Annotated in this window: 18 protein-coding genes; 10 read left to right on the forward strand and 8 right to left on the reverse strand. The window is 71.9% G+C overall.

Annotation, left to right across the window (positions count from 1 at the left end):
• Nucleotides 1-75 precede the first annotated feature (75 nt).
• Nucleotides 76-1491 (reverse strand): NADP-dependent succinic semialdehyde dehydrogenase, encoded by a 1416-nt coding sequence (locus ACFYL6_RS27690; RefSeq protein ID WP_387175612.1) that lies wholly within the window; start codon nucleotides 1489-1491, stop codon nucleotides 76-78.
• 12 nt (nucleotides 1492-1503) lie between these two features.
• The gene (locus ACFYL6_RS27695) at nucleotides 1504-1767 is read right to left on the reverse strand and encodes a DUF6343 family protein (RefSeq protein ID WP_354943480.1); all 264 of its coding nucleotides are present in this window, start codon (nucleotides 1765-1767) and stop codon (nucleotides 1504-1506) included.
• Between the two features lie 121 nt (nucleotides 1768-1888).
• On the opposite strand from ACFYL6_RS27695, the gene ACFYL6_RS27700 reads away from it, so the two are divergent.
• Together ACFYL6_RS27700 and ACFYL6_RS27705 are read left to right on the forward strand one after the other, a co-directional pair.
• Nucleotides 1889-2482, forward strand: coding sequence for an antibiotic biosynthesis monooxygenase (locus ACFYL6_RS27700; RefSeq protein ID WP_387175614.1), 594 nt, complete (start codon nucleotides 1889-1891; stop codon nucleotides 2480-2482).
• A 120-nt stretch (nucleotides 2483-2602) separates the two neighbouring features.
• A complete protein-coding gene (locus ACFYL6_RS27705; protein WP_387175616.1) occupies nucleotides 2603-3454 on the forward strand; it encodes a GDSL-type esterase/lipase family protein in 852 nt (283 codons plus the stop codon).
• A 37-nt stretch (nucleotides 3455-3491) separates the two neighbouring features.
• Here ACFYL6_RS27705 and ACFYL6_RS27710 read toward each other — a convergent pair whose 3' ends face one another.
• The 3 genes from ACFYL6_RS27710 to ACFYL6_RS27720 all read right to left on the reverse strand — a co-directional run bounded on the left by ACFYL6_RS27710 (nucleotide 3492) and on the right by ACFYL6_RS27720 (nucleotide 5407).
• Nucleotides 3492-4247: an EcsC family protein gene (locus ACFYL6_RS27710; protein WP_387175617.1), complete on the reverse strand. Its 756-nt coding sequence runs from the start codon at nucleotides 4245-4247 to the stop codon at nucleotides 3492-3494.
• A gap of 49 nt (nucleotides 4248-4296) precedes the next feature.
• Entirely contained in the window at nucleotides 4297-4443 is a 147-nt protein-coding gene (locus ACFYL6_RS27715) for a hypothetical protein (RefSeq protein WP_357187418.1), read from the reverse strand.
• Between the two features lie 106 nt (nucleotides 4444-4549).
• Entirely contained in the window at nucleotides 4550-5407 is an 858-nt protein-coding gene (locus ACFYL6_RS27720) for a peptidase M23 (RefSeq protein WP_387175619.1), read from the reverse strand.
• A 420-nt stretch (nucleotides 5408-5827) separates the two neighbouring features.
• Here ACFYL6_RS27720 and ACFYL6_RS27725 point away from each other — a divergent pair, with 420 nt between their 5' ends.
• From ACFYL6_RS27725 to ACFYL6_RS27740, 4 genes are all read left to right on the forward strand, one after another.
• The gene (locus tag ACFYL6_RS27725; protein ID WP_091401570.1) at nucleotides 5828-6748 is read left to right on the forward strand and encodes a proteasome assembly chaperone family protein; all 921 of its coding nucleotides are present in this window, start codon (nucleotides 5828-5830) and stop codon (nucleotides 6746-6748) included.
• A gap of 37 nt (nucleotides 6749-6785) precedes the next feature.
• On the forward strand, nucleotides 6786-7583 hold the full coding sequence (locus tag ACFYL6_RS27730; protein ID WP_387175621.1) for an exodeoxyribonuclease III: 798 nt from the start codon (nucleotides 6786-6788) through the stop codon (nucleotides 7581-7583).
• 80 nt (nucleotides 7584-7663) lie between these two features.
• A complete protein-coding gene (locus ACFYL6_RS27735) occupies nucleotides 7664-7981 on the forward strand; it encodes an antibiotic biosynthesis monooxygenase family protein (protein ID WP_387175623.1) in 318 nt (105 codons plus the stop codon).
• Between the two features lie 360 nt (nucleotides 7982-8341).
• Nucleotides 8342-9217, forward strand: coding sequence for an alpha/beta fold hydrolase (locus tag ACFYL6_RS27740; protein ID WP_387175625.1), 876 nt, complete (start codon nucleotides 8342-8344; stop codon nucleotides 9215-9217).
• 17 nt (nucleotides 9218-9234) lie between these two features.
• Here the strand turns inward: ACFYL6_RS27740 and ACFYL6_RS27745 are convergent, their stop codons facing one another.
• Together ACFYL6_RS27745 and ACFYL6_RS27750 are read right to left on the reverse strand one after the other, a co-directional pair.
• The gene (locus ACFYL6_RS27745) at nucleotides 9235-9900 is read right to left on the reverse strand and encodes a class F sortase (protein WP_387175627.1); all 666 of its coding nucleotides are present in this window, start codon (nucleotides 9898-9900) and stop codon (nucleotides 9235-9237) included.
• 253 nt (nucleotides 9901-10153) lie between these two features.
• A complete protein-coding gene (locus ACFYL6_RS27750; protein ID WP_387175646.1) occupies nucleotides 10154-10801 on the reverse strand; it encodes a hypothetical protein in 648 nt (215 codons plus the stop codon).
• Nucleotides 10802-10931: 130 nt separating this feature from the next.
• Between ACFYL6_RS27750 and trmB the strand changes: the two genes are divergently transcribed.
• Complete coding sequence (gene trmB, locus ACFYL6_RS27755; protein ID WP_387175629.1) at nucleotides 10932-11639, forward strand: tRNA (guanosine(46)-N7)-methyltransferase TrmB; 708 nt, start codon at nucleotides 10932-10934, stop codon at nucleotides 11637-11639.
• 112 nt (nucleotides 11640-11751) lie between these two features.
• Nucleotides 11752-14265: a DEAD/DEAH box helicase gene (locus ACFYL6_RS27760; protein ID WP_387175631.1), complete on the forward strand. Its 2514-nt coding sequence runs from the start codon at nucleotides 11752-11754 to the stop codon at nucleotides 14263-14265.
• On the opposite strand, the gene ACFYL6_RS27765 is transcribed toward ACFYL6_RS27760, so the two are convergent.
• Complete coding sequence (locus ACFYL6_RS27765; protein ID WP_387175634.1) at nucleotides 14243-15331, reverse strand: acyltransferase; 1089 nt, start codon at nucleotides 15329-15331, stop codon at nucleotides 14243-14245. The genes ACFYL6_RS27760 and ACFYL6_RS27765 overlap by 23 nt on opposite strands.
• 316 nt (nucleotides 15332-15647) lie before the next feature.
• Between ACFYL6_RS27765 and ACFYL6_RS27770 the strand changes: the two genes are divergently transcribed.
• A complete protein-coding gene (locus ACFYL6_RS27770; RefSeq protein WP_387175636.1) occupies nucleotides 15648-16292 on the forward strand; it encodes a hypothetical protein in 645 nt (214 codons plus the stop codon).
• A gap of 284 nt (nucleotides 16293-16576) precedes the next feature.
• Nucleotides 16577-17479 (forward strand): endonuclease domain-containing protein, encoded by a 903-nt coding sequence (locus ACFYL6_RS27775; RefSeq protein WP_387175638.1) that lies wholly within the window; start codon nucleotides 16577-16579, stop codon nucleotides 17477-17479.
• The last annotated feature ends 140 nt before the right edge of the window (nucleotides 17480-17619 follow it).

A 17619-nucleotide genomic window follows, 5' to 3' on the forward strand; every position in this document is an offset into this window, starting at 1 on the left:
GGGCACACTTCCTACCCACGACGGCGCCGGCTGACGCGTGCCGCGCCAACCGGCTGACGCGTGCCGCGCCCCGAACTACTCGGCGTGCGCGCCGGCGCCGGCCGAGGCGGCGCCCTCGCCCACCCAGACCGTCTTGGTGTTGCAGAACTCCCGCATGCCCAGCGCCGACAGCTCCCGCCCGTAACCGGAGTTCTTCACACCGCCGAACGGCAACTCCGGGTACGAGGTGGTCATCCCGTTGATGAAGACGTTGCCGGCGTCCAGGTCGGTGGCGAAGCGCTCCTGCTCGGCCCGGTCCCGGGTCCAGGCGTTCGAGCCGAGCCCGAAGCTGGTGCCGTTGGCGACCTCGATGGCCTCCTCGTACGACGAGACCCGGAACAGGCCGGCGACCGGGCCGAAGACCTCCTCGGACCACATCCGCATCTGCGGGGTGAGGTCGGTGACCACGGTCGGCGGGTAGAACCAGCCGTCGCCCGTCGGCGGCTCGCCGCCGCAGAGCACGGTCGCCCCGTTGTCCACCGCGTCGCGGACCTGGGCGTGCACCTCGTCGCGGCCACGCTCGCTGGCCAGCGGCCCGACGTCGGTGTTCGGGTCCATCGGGTCGCCGACGCGTAGCGCGGCCATGTTGGCGGCGAACTTCTCGGCGAAGGCGTCGAACACGTCGGTGTGCACGATGAACCGCTTCGCGGCGATGCAGGACTGACCGTTGTTCTGGCAGCGGGCGGTGGTGGCCACCTCGGCGGCCCGGTCCACGTCCGCCGAGGGCATCACCACGAAGGGATCGCTGCCGCCGAGTTCGAGGACTGTCTTCTTCAGCTCCCGCCCGGCGATCTGCGCGATGGACCGACCGGCGGGCTCGCTGCCGGTGAGCGTGGCGGCGCGGACCCGGGGGTCGCTGAGGATGTGGTCGACGGCCTCCGAGTCGACAAGCACGGTGGTGAAGGCCCCCTCGGGGAAACCGGCGCGCCGGAACACGTCCTCCAACAGCAGCGCGGTCTGCGGCACGTTCGAGGCGTGCTTGAGCAGGCCGGTGTTGCCGGCCATCAGCGCCGGGGCGGCGAAACGCATCACCTGCCAGAGCGGGAAGTTCCACGGCATCACCGCGAGCACCACACCGATCGGCTGGTAACGGATGAACGCCCGGGTCGCCTTCACGGCGTCCGCGTCGGCCGGCTCGTCGGCGAGGAACGCCGGGGCCTTGTCGGCGTAGAAGCGGGCCGCCGTGGCGCACTTGGTCACCTCGGCCTGCGCCGCGACGTACGTCTTGCCCATCTCGGTGGTCATGATCCGGGCGATCTCGTCGCGCTCGGCGTCCAGCAGGTCGGCCGCGGCGTTCATCCACTGGGCGCGCTGGTCGACGGTCGTCTCCCGCAGCTGCTGGAACGCGAGGTCGGTGCGCTCGATGGCGTCGTCGAGTTGCTCGGTGGACATCGCCTCATAGGTCTTGAGCACCTGTCCGGTGGCGGGGTTGGTGGTGGCGATATGGGGCATCTCGTCCTCCTGTCACTCGAACAACGAGTGTCGTACGCCCGGCTCCTCGCGGCGGCGGGCGGCGCGGCGGCGCTGGATCACGACCAGGTCGACCACGGCGACCACGGCGAGGATCGCGCAGACTACGCCGAGCCAGGCGATGCCGGCCCAGAACGCCAGCACCGCGAAGAGCACCATGATCACCAGCCCGAAGCTGGCCAGGGTGAGTCGGAGGTTCAACGCGCTGTTGGCGTGGCCGACCGTGCCACGGGCGCGCCGGGGCTGCGATCTCGTCATACCCACCGACCTACCCCCGATCGGCCGGGTTAACCGGTACGGCGGGCTCGCACACCCGGACGCGCGGTGTGCTCCGGCACATCCGTTCGCGCCGCGGCCCCGTCGACCGCAGGATGGGCGCATGTCAATGACCCTCGCCGTGCCGGTGACCGTCTCCATCGCCCGCCGCGTCGACCCCGGCCGGGCCAGCGAGATGGTGGCCTGGATGCGGGCCGGCACCGCGTTGGCCGAGGCGTTCCCCGGCTTCCTCGGCGCCGGCTGGGTGCAGAGCGGCCCCGGTTCGCCGGAGTGGCACATGCTCTACCGCTTCGCCGACGCCGAGACGCTGCGCCGGTGGGAGGAGTCGCCGCAGCGACACTGGTGGCTCAGCTCGGCGCAGGGCATCGTCGAGCACACCCGGGTCGAGCGGCGTACCGGGATCGAGGGCTGGTTCGACAGGCCGCTGGAGCACTCGGTGGACCCGGTGGAGCCGGTTCCGCCCGCGTCGCCACCCCGGTGGAAGCAGGCGGTGACCATCTGGCTGGCGTTCTTCCCGCTGAGTCTGACCGCCACGCTGCTGACGAGCCGCTTCCTCGACGCGGTGCCGCTGGCGGCCCGGGTGCTACTGATGACGCTCTGCCTGACCCCGCTGATGACCTATCTGGTGCTGCCCCGGATCACCCGGGCGTTGCACTGGTGGTTGCACGGCCAGCGGGCGCCGTGGCGGGACGTATAGCACCCCGACGGCCCTCGCGTAGGCGCTCTGCCGCATACCCGACAGCAACTTCCCGGCAAACCCCGTCCTACGCATAGAGTTACCGCGCTGTCGCTCTGTGCTGCGGGAACGGGAGACGTCATGCCTCGACGCTGGGTCGCCGCCCTGGCCTGTCTCGCGGCGCTGGTCGCGCTGGCCTGCGAGGGCGGCAACTCCGCGACACCCCGCCCCACCACGAGCGCCCCGCCGTCGAGCGGGCCCGGCGGCATCGCCGCCCTCGGCGACTCGATCAGCACCGGCTTCGCCTCCTGCCTGGTGCTCACCTCCTGCGAGCGCAACTCCTGGTCGACCGGGGACGGGCTGCGGGTGCAGAGCCACTACCGGCGGCTGCTCGAACAGAACGCCGCGATCCGCGACCGGACGTACAACCATGCCCGTCCCGGCGCCCGCGCGGACGCCCTGGAGGGTCAGGCCCAGGCGGCGGTACGCGACCGCGCCGACTACGTCACCGTGCTGATCGGCGCCAACGACGTCTGCCGGGGCGGGGTGGACGCGATGACGCCGGTGGCGCGGTTCCGGGCCGACGTCGACCGGGGGCTGCGGGTCCTGCGGACCGGCCGGCCGAAGGCCCGGGTGCTGGTGGTGAGCATCCCCGACCTGTACCGGCTCTGGGAGGTCGGGCACGACGACGCCCGGGCGACGCGCGCGTGGCGACGGGGCATCTGCCCGGCCCTGCTGGCCGAGGCGACGTCGACCGCGCCCGCCGACCGGGCGCGCCGGGCCGCCGTCCGGGACCGGATCGACGCGTACAACGCCGAGTTGAAGGCGGCCTGCCGGGCGTACGGAGCACGGTGCCGGCACGACGGCGGCGCGTTGCACAAGGTCCGGTTCACCCTGGACCTGCTCAACCCGCTGGACTGGTTCCACCCCAACGCCACCGGCCAGGGCCGCATCGCCGAGGTGACCTGGCGCTCCTCCGGCCTGGCCAACTGACGACCCGACCTGGCCAACTGAGCACCTGGGCGGGCCGTCAGGGCTGGCGTGGCTCCGGGACGCCGGTGCCGCGGGAGCGGTAGAGGGCCCGGGACCGCTGGGCGAGGTCCTTTGTCGCTGACGAGTTGGCCCAGGTGCCGAGCACGATTGCCGCACCGGGGACGATCTTGGCAACCATCCGCTTCGCGGCCCGGACGCCGGCCATCTGGGCCAGCCGGACGCCGAGTTGCAGCATGACCCGACCGAGCGGGCGCTGGCCGCCCAGGCCGAAGAGCGCGTCGGCGCGTTCCCGGCCGGCGGCCACGCCGAGCGCCAGCCGGGCGCTCTCGGCGACCTTGTGCACCCGCTGGAGGACCAGCAGGTCGGTGGCCCGGTCACTGTGCAGGGGGTCGACGTCGTACGCGGCGGCGATGTGCAGCACCATCCGTGCCTGGGTCCAGGCCAGCACGCCCACGTCGATCACGGCGCCGGGCAGCCCTGCCGCGCCGGAGACCGCGCCGGAGAGCCGGGCCAGGTTGACAAACTTGCGGGCCGCCTGGTCGGCCAGGACATCGGCGGAGACCCCGGGCTGCTCGGCGCGGGCCCGGCCGGCCCACTGCACGGCTTCCGGCCCGAGGCGGCGCACCGCCTCCAGGGCGAGGTGCTCCGGCGCGTACTGCGGGTCGTCCCGCATCCGGTCCCAGAGCCGGGCCGGCGGACCCTCGGGGGCGTCCACCGGCCCGGCTGGCAGGTCGGCGGACGGCTGCGGAGTAGGGGCGGCGGGCTGGCCGCCAGCAGGCGGGGTGTCGGTCACCAGGTCTCCCCAGGGGTGGGAACGGTGGACAGGGCGGCCGATGGAGCGGTCAGCGGCGGCGGTTGGACAGCCGGGAAGCCAACCCCTTCAGCTTCTGCTGGTTGCCCGGCTTGGCCATCTCGCGCCGGCCCCGGTCGACCAACTGCTGCCCCTTCGGCGATTTCAGAAACGCGCTGATCCGCTGCATCAGTGACATAACGTCCTCCTGTCGATGGTCCCGTACTCATGTGTACCCCGAACCCGCAACACATGTACCCGGGATGCGACAGGCTCAACCCTGACCGTCCATAGTGGGCGGTAGGTTACCTCCCCGTCGGCACGATGGCCTCAACGACCCGGGTGGCCCGCCACTCGTGCTGCTGGTAGTGCTCGGGGTACGCGGAGACCTGCACCGCCTGTGCCGCGTCGGTGAGCCGCATCCGCTGCCAACCGGGCACCTGCTCCAGCGCGCTGAGGAACTGCCGGGTGGCGAACTCGGGGTCCATCAGCCGCCCCACCGGGCCCCAGCCGCTGCTGGAACGCTGCTGGAACAACCCGACCGAGTCGTGGTCCCAGCCGACGCCCTGGTGCGGGTAGTCCTGCGACTCGGGCAGCACGCCGCTGGCCACGTTGTAGAGATTGCTCTCCTGCATGGCGGTGGCCACCGCGATCACCAGCCCCCGGCGCGGCACCCCCATCTTGCGGCCGGCGCGGACGATCGCCTCGGCGTTCTCCATCTGATCCTCGTCCAGCCCGGCGACGGGCGCCGGGTCGGTCGGGCGCGCCGGGGCGACCTTGCGGGCCGGCGCACTGGTGTCCGGGTCGGCGGAGCTCGCCGCGACGGACGGGGCCGCGGAGGTGCTCGGGGCGGCCGTGCGGTCCAGGGAACGGGAGGCGCGCTGCTGCTCGGCGCGCTGCGCCAGCTCGGAGCTGGAGAGCGAACCACTGCGGGTCGCCGCGTCGGCGTCCTCGTTCCGAACCTGGACGACGGCGGTCAGACCGAGGCAGCACACCACACCGGTGGCCAGCGCCAGCTGTGCCCGGCGTCGACCGGTCAGGTCCCGGGCGTACGCCCGGAGCCGGCTCGCGGTGGTTGTCCGTTCGGTTGAGGTGCCATCCTCCGTATCGGTAGTGGGGCTGCTCGGGGCGTACGGGTCGTCGAGGGTGCCGTCGTCACGCATCAACCGAGGCTAGGCAGGTGAAAACCCTGATCACGCACGGTGATCACGTGGCGCTCGCCACAGATCCGACCCGTACTGGTGGACGACCTGGGCGGCTCGACCCGCCCGGGGAACGGACCTCGCGTACCGGAGAAAGCTGGCGGCGCACGCGGACCGGCACGGCCCGGGACAGGGCCGGACATCTCACCTCCGAGCCTGACATGATCGACAAACTCGGCCTTTGGGCCGAACCAGCCCTCGGCCGATCGGCCAGGAGGCTCGGCCTGGTGGCGTAAACAGACGATTAGTCCGGTCACGCCCACCACCCGGCCAACGGATCGCCCGGCGCAGGAATGCACCAGGATGGCGGGTACGTTGCCCGAACGGGTGCCCTCCGTCGCGACGGCACTCCGCACGCACATTTCAGGGAGGTCCGCACCGGTGCTCGACCCACACGAGCTCTACCAGCTCACCGACGATCTGCCCGACCTCGGGCAGCCGGTCCTGATCCAGGCCCTCACCGGGTTCGTGGACGCCGGAAACGCCAGCCGACTGGCGCGTGAGCAGCTACTCACCTCGCTGGAGGGTCGGCCGATCGCCACCTTCGACGTCGACCAGCTCTTCGACTACCGATCGCGGCGACCGGTGATGACCTTCGTCGAGGACCACTGGGAGAGCGTCGACGCGCCCAAGCTGGAGCTGCACCTGCTGCAGGACGACGACGAGACCCCGTTCCTGCTGCTCACCGGCCCCGAACCCGACCTGCAGTGGGAGCGTTTCGTGGCCGCCGTGGCCGGGCTCGCCGCCCGGCTGGACGTCCGGCTCACCGTCGGGCTCAACTCGATCCCGATGGCGGTCCCGCACACCCGGCCGACCGGGGTGACCGCCCACGCGACCCGCCCCGAGCTGATCGCCGGCTACGAGCCCTGGCTACAGCGCGTCCAGGTGCCCGGCAGCGTCGGTCACCTGCTGGAGTTCCGCCTCGGCGAACAGGGCCGCGACGCGCTGGGCTTCGCCGCCCACGTGCCGCACTACGTGGCGCAGACCGAGTACCCGGCCGCCGCCGAGGTGCTGCTCACCTCGGTGTCGCGCAGCACCGGGCTGCTGCTGCCCGGTGACGGGCTGCGCTCGGCCGCCGAGGTGGTCCGGGTGGAGATCGACCGGCAGGTCGCGCAGACCGAGGACGCCGCGGCCCTGGTCCAGGCGCTGGAGGAGCAGTACGACGCGTTCGCCCGAGGTCGGGGCGAGAAGAGCCTGCTCGCCCCGGACGCCGGCCCGCTGCCCACGGCCGACGAGCTCGGCGCCGAACTGGAACGGTTCCTGGCCGAACAGACCCGTCCCGGCGACACCCCGGGCAGCTGACCCGGCGTCGCGGCGGCGGATGCGGCAGGCTGGAGGCATGCGCCTGGCGACCTGGAACGTCAACTCGGTGAAGGCCCGTCTACCCCGGCTGCTGGAGTGGCTGGCCGACACCGGGCCGGACGTCGTCTGCCTGCAGGAGACCAAGTGCCCGGACGGCGCCTTCCCGGCAACCGAGGTGGGCGAGCTGGGCTACACCGTGGCCAGCCACAGCGACGGCCGGTGGAACGGCGTCGCCATCCTGTCCCGGGTCGGGCTGGGCGACGTCCGGGTCGGGTTCGCCGACGAGCCCGGCTTTCCCGAGCCCGAGGCCCGTGCCATCTCCGCAACCTGCGACGGGGTGCGGGTCTGGTCGGTGTACGTGCCCAACGGCCGGACGCCGGACGACCCGCACTACGCGTACAAGTTGGCCTGGTTCGCGGCGCTGCGCGACGCGCTGGACACCGAGTTGGCCGGCGGGTTGCCGCTGGCGGTCTGCGGCGACTTCAACGTGGCCCCGACCGATGCCGACGTGTGGGACCCGGCGGTCTTCACCCACTCCACGCACGTCACCCCGGCCGAGCGGGCGGCCCTCGCGGCGCTGCGCAACCTGGGCCTGAGCGATGTCGTGCCCACCCCGATGAAGGGCCCCCACCCCTTCACCTACTGGGACTACCGGGCCGGCATGTTCCACCAGAACAAGGGCATGAGAATCGACCTGGTGTACGCGTCCGCGCCGTTCGCCCGAGCGGTCCGCTCCGCGTACGTGGACCGCGAGGCCCGCAAGGGCAAGGGCCCCTCCGACCACGCGCCGATCGTGGTCGACGCGGACCTGATCCCGGCGGTCGAGTCGTTCTGAGCCCGCTGCGTCGTCCCGGCCGCCGTCCCGGTGCCGCCGGCTGCCGTCCCGGTGCCGCGCTCACTGGCTAGGGTGGGCAGATGGCAGTCGTGAAGATCAACGCAATCGACGTCTCGCCCGGTGGCGGCGCGGAGCTGGAGAAGCGGTTCGCCGCCCGGGCCGGCGCGGTGCAGAACTCCCCCGGTTTCCTCGGCTTCGAACTGCTCCGCCCGGTGGCCGGCGAGACCCGCTACTTCGTCTACACCAGGTGGGAGAGCGAGGAGGCGTTCCAGGCGTGGGCCGCCGGCCCGTCGCGAGCCGCCCACGCCACCGCCCCCGGCGACAAGCCCCGTCCCCCGGTCTCCACCGGTGCCAGCCTGCTGGAGTTCGAGGTGGCACTGCACGTCCCCCAGCCCTAGCCGGCTCCCACCGTTGGGGCGGTTCAGGCGCTTTGGGCGCGTCGAGGTGGGTGTGGAGCGGCAGCCCCGCCTTGATCGTGCTCGATCCTGGATCTAGTCCCCTCCCCGCGGCGCGAGGCCACTACATCCTGGTTCGAGCACGACCTTGACCGGGCGTTCGGCCGTCAGCCGTCCCGCAGCCACACGTCGAGCCGCTTTTTGTGTGCCGAGGGTGCCGCACCACTGCCGAATCGCACCGGGCCGGATGTCTGCGTTGATAGCGTCGAGGCGGCCCGAGCGATAGCCGGCCACCAGTCGCCCTACCTGCCATTCCATGCCGTTCGGTCGGGGCGCATCCCAAGGTGCGGGGAGATTCCGGCCATGTTCGACGGCTTCGAAGAGTTCGACATCGACACGCCCGGCGCGACGATCCACGGACGCCGGGGCGGAAGCGGGCCGCCCGTTCTGCTGCTGCACGGCATCCCCGAGACGCACCTCATGTGGCACCAGGTCGCGCCACGGCTCGCCGAGAACTACACGGTCGTCGCCACCGACCTGCGAGGCTGGGGCGACAGCGGTAAACCGCCCAGCACAGCGGACCACGAGCCGTACGGCATGCGCGCCATCGCCCGCGACCAGGTCGCGGTGATGCGCAGTCTGGGCCACGAGCAGTTTCGACTCGTCGGCCACGATCGGGGGGCACGCTGCGCGTACCGTCTCGCGCTGGACGCACCGGACGTTGTCACCCGGCTGGCCGTGATGGACGTCGTCCCCATCGGCGACGTCTACAACCGCGCGGACAAGACGTTCAGCCTCTCCTACTGGGTCTGGTCCTTCCTGGCGGCACCGGCGCCGGTGCCCGAGCAGTTCATCGACGCGGCGCCCGCGGTGCTCGTCGACTTCATGCTCGACACCTGGCCCGAGGTGAAGGACGCCTTCCCCGCCGAGGTCCGCGCGGCGTACGTCAAGCAGTTCAGCGACCCCGCCACGGTGCACGCGATCTGCGAGGAGTTCCGCGCGGCCGCCACACTCGACTACCAGCAGGACGAGGCGGACCGCGGAAACCGGAAGATCGCCTGCCCGGTGCTGTTTCTCTGGAGCCAACACGGCCAGGTCGCGAAGCTCTACGACGACCCGCTCGCGATCTGGCGCGAGTGGGCCGACGACGTGCGTGGCGAGCCGGTCCCGGTCGGGCACTTCATTCCGGAGGAAGCCCCCGACGAGACCATCCGCCAACTCCTGGCGTTCCTGAGCTGACGCCCGGCGGGCCAGTCTCAGGACTTGCGGGAGGACTGGAGGGTGGCGAAGGCGATGACGTTGTCGGCGTAGCCGGTGCGGCCCCCGATGAACTGCCCGCCGCAGGTGATCAACCGCAGCCCGGGTGGCCCGTCGTGGCCGTAGATCCGCTCGCCGGGCAACTGGTCCTTAGGGAAGTGCTCCACGGTGTCGACTCGGAACACCACCACCGACCCGTCCGCCCGGGCCACCTCGATCAGGTCGCCAGGGTGCAGCTTGCCGAGGTCGTAGAAGACCGACGGGCCGGTCTTCGTGTCCACGTGCCCGACGATCACCGCCGGGCCAGGCTCACCGGGGGTGGGGCCGCGGTCGTACCAACCGGTCTCGTTGTGCCGTTCCAGCGGCGGTACGGCGATCGAGCCGTCCCGCGCCTGCCCGACGGGCGCCACCGGCGCGGTCACCTTGATCGCCGGTACCGAGAGGCGCACCGGACGACTGGCCGACAACCCGACCGACTCACTGCGGGCCGGCCGGTCACCGCCGGTCGGGGCCAGGTCGAACGGGCCGACCGAACGGCCCAGCCCCGCCCCGGTGGCGAAGACTCCGGCCAAAACCAACACCACCGCCAGCGGTACGGACCAGGGGCTGCGGCCGGCCGGGCGACTACGCCGGGGGGCGACGGCGGTCGGCGGACGCGCGGCCACCGACGGGCGATCGGGATCCGGCGAGCGGTCGGGATCCGGCGGGCGCTGGCGATGTGGCGGGCGCTGGGCATCCGGCGGGCCGTCGGAGCCCGGCCAACCGTCGTCCAGGGACAGCCGAGCGTCATCGGGCGGTGCGGCGGGGCGGCCAGCGAACGGCGGGCGGGCATCATCGTGCGGAGCGGCGGGGCGGCCGGCGAACGGCGGGCGTGAACCGGCCGGCGGCGGCGTGGGGCGGAAGATCGTCATGGCGGGCTCAGCGACGCGTCACGGCTCGGGGGCGGCGCAACGCCATCACGGCGAGGATCAGCCCGGTGATGATCAGTGCCGCGCCGCCGGGCAGCAGCAGCTTGCCGGTCATCCCGCCGCTGCTCCCACCGAAGCCGGTTGCCGGGCCACGGCTGGGCTGGACGGGGACCTTCTTGACCACCTGAAGCATGGTCGAGGCGGTCTCGCCGTCGCGGCACTCCAACTTGACCCGGTAGTTGCCGGGGCGGGTGCGCTCGCGCACCATCGGAGCGGCAGTGAGCACTCCGCCCTGCGGCTGCACGCCGACCGCCCCGAAGGCGTCGGAGACCACGGTGGCGCCCACCGAGTTGTCCCGACAACTGGCCCGGATGCCGACCAGATAGCCCGGCTGCACCGTGCTGGGGCTCACCTCGACGAAGATGTCCACCGCCGGCGTCGGTTGAGGCGCGCCACCGGGCGGCCCTCCCGGCTGCGGCGCGACCGCGACGGCAACAGCCCGCTCCGGCACGACGAGACCGGCGGCGGCAGGCTGAGTGGCAGCGAAAGCGACGGCGGCAGGCTGAGGCGCGGCGAGGGCGGGCGCGGCGGCCAGCAGGGGGCCGGCGAACACGGTCACCAGCGACAGGCTCACGACGCCGCGGGTCAGTGTCACGATGCCCCCTCTCGACGCCGTGCGGCCGGATCGGGCAGTGGAGCACCCGACCTGCCGTACCAGTTGGATCCTCTCATTTCCGGTCGCACATCACATCCGATCCGCCAACGGCGTCGCGTACGCTCGGGTCGCTGTGACCGCCACCGACCATGACCCCGCCGTCCCGCCCGTGAGCCGGACGATCCGCACGTTCCACCCCCGCCGGGGTCGGATGAGCGACCGGCAGACCGACGCGCTGAGCCGGCTCTGGCCCGCGTACGGCCTGGATGTGCCGGACGGACCGGTCGTGCCCGTCGACCTGGCCGACCTGTTCGGTCGCCGGGCTCCCGTGGTGCTGGAGATCGGCTCGGGCATGGGCGACAGCACCGCCGCGATGGCTGCCGCCGACCCGGATCGAGATTATCTGGCGGTCGAGGTGCACACGCCGGGAATCGCCAACCTGCTCAACCTGGTGGAGCGCGGTTGCCTGCGGAATGTGCGGGTGGCGCAGGGCGACGCGTTGTCCCTGGTCAACGGCTTGCCCGAGGGTGTGCTGGACGCCGTGCACGTCTTCTTCCCGGACCCGTGGCCGAAGTCCCGCCACCACAAGCGGCGGATCATCCAGCCGGCGCACGTGGCGCTGCTGCGGTCCCGGCTGCGCTCCGGCGGTGTGCTGCACTGCGCGACCGACTGGGCCGAGTACGCCGAGGCGATGCGGGAGACGTTGGACGCGGACCCGGAGCTGGTGGACGCGTACGGCGGCTTCGCGCCGCGGCCGGCGCACCGACCGGTGACGAAGTTCGAGCGGCGGGCGATCACGGCCGGCCGGCCGGTCGCCGACCTGCTGTACCGCCGACGGTGACCGGCGAAACGGCCGAACCGGAACGGGACGGCGCGTTCGGGACGTCCGGACGGGGGTCCGGTGCCGGCCGGGTTGGCGTACCGGGGCATGATCCAGGCACCATGGACAGGCTATGACGCTCACCGCCGCGCTGCCGACAAGCGCCGACCCCGACACCCTCTTCGACGCGTTCGCCGGCTGGGCGAAGGAGCGCGGCCTCGACCTCTACCCCCATCAGGAAGAGGCGGTCATCGAGATCGTCTCCGGCGCCAACCTGATCATGAACACGCCCACCGGCTCGGGGAAGAGCCTGGTGGCGATCGCCGCGCACTTCGCGGCCCTCGCCGACAGCCGGACGACCTTCTACACCGCGCCGATCAAGGCCCTGGTGTCGGAGAAGTTCTTCGCGCTCTGCGAGGTCTTCGGCGCCGAGAACGTCGGCATGCTCACCGGCGACGCCAGCGTCAACGCCGACGCCCCAATCATCTGCTGCACCGCGGAGATCCTGGCCAACCTGGCCCTGCGCGAGGGCACGAAGGCCGACGTCGGCCAGGTGATCATGGACGAGTTCCACTTCTACGCCGAGCCCGACCGGGGCTGGGCGTGGCAGGTGCCGATCATCGAGCTGCCGCAGGCCCAGTTCATCCTGATGTCCGCCACCCTGGGGGACACCACCCGCTTCGTCGACGACCTGACCCGGCGCACCGGGCGGCCGACCGCCGTCGTGCGCACGGCGGAGCGGCCGGTCCCGCTCATCTTCTCGTACGCGATGACGCCGCTGCACGAGACGCTTGAGGAGTTGCTGGAGACCAAGCAGGCCCCGGTGTACGTCGTGCACTTCACCCAGGCCGCCGCGCTGGAACGCGCCCAGGCGCTGACCAGCGTCAACGTGTGCACCCGCGCCGAGAAGGACATGATCGCCGAGGCGATCGGTGGTTTCCGGTTCACCGCCGGCTTCGGCAAGACGCTCTCCCGGCTGGTCCGGCACGGCATCGGCGTCCACCACGCCGGCATGCTGCCCAAGTACCGCCGCCTGGTGGAGACCCTCGCCCAGGCCGGCCTGCTCAAGGTCATCTGCGGCACCGACACCCTCGGCGTCGGCATCAACGTGCCGATCCGCACCGTGCTGTTCACCGGCCTGTCCAAGTACGACGGGGTCCGTACCCGGCTGCTCAAGAACCGGGAGTTCCACCAGATCGCCGGGCGGGCCGGCCGGGCCGGCTACGACACCATCGGCCGGGTCGTGGTGCAGGCCCCGGAGCACGTCATCGACAACGAGAAGGCCCTCGCGAAGGCCGGCGACGACCCGAAGAAGCGGCGCAAGGTGGTCCGCAAGAAGCCCCCGGAGGGCTCTATCGGTTGGGGCCAGCCCACCTTCGACCGACTCGTCGACGCCGAGCCGGAGCCGCTGACCTCCAGCTTCCAGGTCAGCCACTCGATGCTGCTCAACGTCATCGGCCGGCCCGGGGACGCGTTCACCGCGATGCGGCACCTGCTCACCGACAACCACGAGGAGCCCGCCGCCCAGCGCCGGCACATCCGCCGGGCGATCGCCATCTACCGGGCGTTGCGGGCCGGCGGAGTCGTGGAGGAGCTGCCCGAGCCGGACGAGACCGGCCGGCGGATCCGGCTCACCGTCGACCTCCAGCTCGACTTCGCCCTCAACCAGCCGCTCTCCCCCCTCGCGCTGGCCACCATCGAGCTGCTCGACGCCGAGTCCCCGTCGTACGCGCTCGACGTGCTGAGCGTCATCGAGTCGATCCTCGACGACCCCCGGCAGATCCTCTCCGCGCAGCAGTTCAAGGCGCGCGGCGAGGCGGTCGCCGCCATGAAGGCCGAGGGCATCGAGTACGAGGCGCGCCTCGAACTGCTCGACGACGTGACCCACCCGAAGCCCCTGGCCGAGCTGCTGGACGCCGCGTACGAGATGTACCGGCAGGGGCACCCCTGGGTCGCCGACCACCAGCTCTCCCCCAAGGCCGTCGTCCGCGACATGTACGAGCGGGCCATGACCTTCACCGAGTACGTGCAGTTCTACGGGCTGACCCGCTCGGAGGGTCTCGTCCTGCGCTACCTGGCCGACGCGTACAAGACGCTGCGCCAGACCGTGCCCGAGGACGCCAAGACCGAGGAGCTGATCGACCTCATCGAGTGGTTGGGCGAGCTGGTCCGCCAGGTCGACTCCAGTCTCATCGACGAGTGGGAACGGCTGCGCAACCCGTCCGACGTGGCCGAGGTGGCCCAGGCGCACGCCGCCCTGACCGATCGGCCACCGGCGGTGACCCGCAACGCGCGGGCGTTCCGGGTGCTGGTGCGCAACGCGCTGTTCCGCCGCGTCGAGTTGGCCGCGCTACGCCGCTGGGACCTGCTCGCCGAGTTGGACGCCGAAGACGGCTGGGACTACGACGCGTGGGCCGACGCGCTCGCGCCGTACTTCGAGGAGTACGACTCGATCGGCGTCGGGCCGGACGCCCGAGGGCCGGCGCTGCTCATGATCGAGCAGGGTCGGGAACGGTGGACCGTCCGGCAGAGCTTCGACGACCCCAACGGCGACCACGACTGGGGCATCAGCGCCGAGATCGACCTGGTGGCCTCGGACGAGGTCGGCGCGGCGGTCGTGCGGATCACCGACGTCGGCCAGCTCTGACGTGTCTGCCCCCGACGGACCGTCGGGGGCCAACGGGCCCGGGGCGGAAGAGCGCCGGGGTACGCCGGGCGGCCACGTCCTCGATCCAGCCGAACAGCAGCACCGCCCCGGCGGTCAGTAGGCACACCCCGGTCAGCCGCAGCGCGATCGAGGCCACCGAGTTGTACGGCAGCACCGGCGCGAGCAGCAGGAACATCCCGAGGCTGGCCGGGATGTGCCACAGGTAGATGGTGACCGCCCGGGCGTTGACCACCCGGAGCAGGGCACCCAGCGCCACCCGGCCGACGAGCTTGGGCTGCACTCTCAGCAGCACCGCGACGAGGGCCATCGACCACAGTGTGGTGCCACCGGCGATGTGGTTGAGGTCGACGGCCCGGCCGGTCACCATGGCGGCCACCATCCAGGTGCCGCCCACCCCGGCGAGGCCGGCCACGAGGCAGCCGTACCAGCGCCACGGGACGCGGTGCAGCAGCCGATCGTGGTGGGCGAACCCCATCAGCCAGCAGGACACGTAGGCGGCGACGAAGTAGCCGGCGTGCACACCGGCGAGGTGCATCCCGACCGGCAGCGCGGTGGCCACCCCGATGCTGGGCCATGGCCAGCGACGGAACAGCCACAGCAGCACCGGCGAGAGAAGCACCAGCCACAGGTAGGTGACGACGTACCAGAGCCCGATGTGGAACACCCAGGCCCAGGACGGCCCACCCACCGGCGGCACCCGCAGGGGCAGGACCCACCAGAGCAGTTCAGCCCAGCCGGCCACGCCGCTCGGCAGCGGCCGCCACCCGACGGAGAGCACCGCCAGTGCGATCGCGCCGAACGCCCAGAACGGCAGCACCAGCCGGCGCAGCCGCCGGAGCACTGCCGGCGGACCGTGCCGGTCCAGTGACGCCGCCATCAACGAGCCGGCGATGCCGAACATCAGACCCATCGCCGGCACCAGCAGGCTCAGCCAGATCCAACCGGTGACGTGGTAGAGCACGACACGGACCAGGGCGATCGTCCGGAGCAGGTCCAGGTAGCGGTCCCGGCCAGCTGCGGGGTCGGCGGACCGGACGGTCCGCACCGCCGCACCCCTGCTGCCAGGGATGACGACCCTGGACACATCACCAATGACCACAACGCACAATAACGCCACAAGTGGGACAAGATTGACAGCATCGCAAACGCGAGCCAGGGGGCCGCCCCTCCCCCGAGCGGCTGTTCCTCCGATCAGCCAGCTTGCCCACCGGGCCAGCCGGCGGTGGCCCGCGACGCTCGCCCGAGCGGTCGATTCGTCCGGTTGCCAGGAGGCCGTCGGCCCCCTCAACTTCGCTGGGCAATGTCAGACCTGTCGATTAGAATGTATGTACTAATCAAGATCCTGACCTGGGAGGACGCCCGTGACCGCGCCCGCCTCCACGCCCCTCACCCCCTACGCCACACTGCTCGGTTTCACCCGCTACGTCGACCGCACCGGCCCCACCAAGGCGACCTTCGTCGGTGGGTTGCGCAAGCAACGCGCCAGCCGGTCCGGCTTCAACCCGCACGGCCAGTTCGTCAAGGCACTCAAGGCCGACATCGCCTTCCACACCGGCGGCACGCACCTGGCCGGGGTGGTCGACATCGTCAAGCCACGGTGGCGCCCGCTCTACCAGGCGCTCGTCCCCGGCGCCACGAGCTGGCTGCACTCCCTCGGCGAGCCGGCCGCCATCGATCTCGCCCAGACCCGCGACGCCCTGGCCATGCTGGGCGACCTGCCCGTCAAGATCAACCCCCACTTCGGGGTACGCCACGCCGACGGCCGCGCCGAAGCGGTCCGCCTGCACTTCGACGAGGCCCCACCGAGCGAGGAGTCGGTGCTCGCCACCCTGCACCTGATGGCCCGACACATGGACGCGGTGCTCCCGCACGCCGAGCCGGTCCTGGTCGACGTCCGCCGCGGCCTGGCCCACCGCATGCCCACCGACGCCAAGCCCGACCAGATCGAACGATGGCTCGCCGGCGAAGCCGCCGCCTTCCGCGCCATCTGGTCCACCGCCGCCTAACCCCACCCCCACCCCCACCCCCACCCCCACTCCCAACGCCTCCACGCCCTCCCCGCCTCCAGGCTCCCCACCCCCACGCTCTCCACGCGCTCCACGCCCTTCGCGCGCCCGCCCGGCAAGATCGCACTCGATCCAGGATGTAGTGGCCTCCGCTTTTCGGGAGGCCACTACATCCATGTTCGAGCGCGATCATGGGGACAACGGCGCGCATCGGCACCGGTGCGGTGACGGCGGTTATCCACAGGGGCAGCGGAACGTGAAGGCGTTCGGACAGCCTGAGGCCCATGCCGAAAGTTCCTCGTCGGCCGCCGCAGTTGCGGGGTCGGGTCTTCCGTGGCTCGACCGCCGTCTCGCGAGGCCTACTGACCCGCAACGACCTCCGCAGCTCGGCGTGGCGACCGCTCTTCCGCGACGTCTACGCGGATGCCGGGGTCACAGTCACCCACACCATCAGATGCGCCGCCGTCGGACGCTGGCTGGTCCCGCCCGGTGCCGCCATCGCCGGGCGCGCTGCCGCCGGCCTGTTCGGCTGTGCGAAGCCGACCGCGACCGAGCCGGTCGACGTCCTCGTTCCCGCCACCACCCGGATCGGGCCGACCGCCGGCATCCGGGTCCACCGCGCAGCCATCGACCCCGGCGACACCGTGGACCGGGCCGGGGTCACGGTGACCAGCCCGGCGCGTACCTGCTGGGACGTGGCCTGTTGGCTCGACGTGGTCGAGGCCGTGGTCGTCATCGACGCCATGCTGGCCAGCCGGCTGACGACCGTGCCGGCCCTGCGTGAGTACGCGCTGAGCCGGGCCGGTCGGCGTGGCTGGCGGTCGCTGCTACGCGCGGTCGACCTGGCCGACGCGGGCGCGGAGTCCCCTCAGGAGTCCCGCACCCGAGTGCGGCTGGTGCTCGCCGGCCTGCCGAGTCCGGAGACGCAGTGGGTCGTGTCCGAGCAGGGCCGGTTCGTGGCCCGGCTGGATTTGGCCTGGCCGCAGTTCAAGGTCGCGGTGGAGTACGACGGGCTCTGGCACGACGACCCCGAGCAGTTCCATCGGGACCGCCAACGCCTCAACCAACTGCTCGGCGGCGACTGGATCGTGCTGCACGTGACCGCCAAGCGCCTCCGGGACGACTTCGACGGGTTCCTCGCCGAGGTCCGAGCCGCCCTAAGGGCACGCTCGCGCTCCCCCCGGTGACGATGATCGCGCTCGAACATGGAAGTAGTGGCCTCCCCGTCGAGGGAGGCCACCCCGTGCTCAGCTGGTCGTAGCAATCGATCTTGTCGTTCGTTGTCCTCTTGGCGGGGCGAATCGCTGAGAGGTCGGTGGCACGTGGC

It is taken from the genome of Micromonospora sp. NPDC007208 (genome assembly GCF_042869175.1).
Classification (GTDB): Bacteria; Actinomycetota; Actinomycetes; order Mycobacteriales; family Micromonosporaceae; genus Micromonospora; species Micromonospora foliorum.

Excerpts from the sequence above, each read along its gene's own strand:
- ACFYL6_RS27690 (WP_387175612.1), bottom strand. The coding sequence starts at position 1,491 with ATGCCCCATATCGCCACCACCAACCCCGCCACCGGACAGGTGCTCAAG.
- ACFYL6_RS27695 (WP_354943480.1), bottom strand. The coding sequence starts at position 1,767 with ATGACGAGATCGCAGCCCCGGCGCGCCCGTGGCACGGTCGGCCACGCC.
- ACFYL6_RS27700 (WP_387175614.1), top strand. The coding sequence starts at position 1,889 with ATGTCAATGACCCTCGCCGTGCCGGTGACCGTCTCCATCGCCCGCCGC.
- ACFYL6_RS27705 (WP_387175616.1), top strand. The coding sequence starts at position 2,603 with ATGCCTCGACGCTGGGTCGCCGCCCTGGCCTGTCTCGCGGCGCTGGTC.
- ACFYL6_RS27715 (WP_357187418.1), bottom strand. The coding sequence starts at position 4,443 with ATGTCACTGATGCAGCGGATCAGCGCGTTTCTGAAATCGCCGAAGGGG.
- ACFYL6_RS27720 (WP_387175619.1), bottom strand. The coding sequence starts at position 5,407 with ATGCGTGACGACGGCACCCTCGACGACCCGTACGCCCCGAGCAGCCCC.
- ACFYL6_RS27730 (WP_387175621.1), top strand. The coding sequence starts at position 6,786 with ATGCGCCTGGCGACCTGGAACGTCAACTCGGTGAAGGCCCGTCTACCC.
- ACFYL6_RS27735 (WP_387175623.1), top strand. The coding sequence starts at position 7,664 with ATGGCAGTCGTGAAGATCAACGCAATCGACGTCTCGCCCGGTGGCGGC.
- ACFYL6_RS27740 (WP_387175625.1), top strand. The coding sequence starts at position 8,342 with ATGTTCGACGGCTTCGAAGAGTTCGACATCGACACGCCCGGCGCGACG.
- ACFYL6_RS27760 (WP_387175631.1), top strand. The coding sequence starts at position 11,752 with ATGACGCTCACCGCCGCGCTGCCGACAAGCGCCGACCCCGACACCCTC.
- ACFYL6_RS27775 (WP_387175638.1), top strand. The coding sequence starts at position 16,577 with ATGCCGAAAGTTCCTCGTCGGCCGCCGCAGTTGCGGGGTCGGGTCTTC.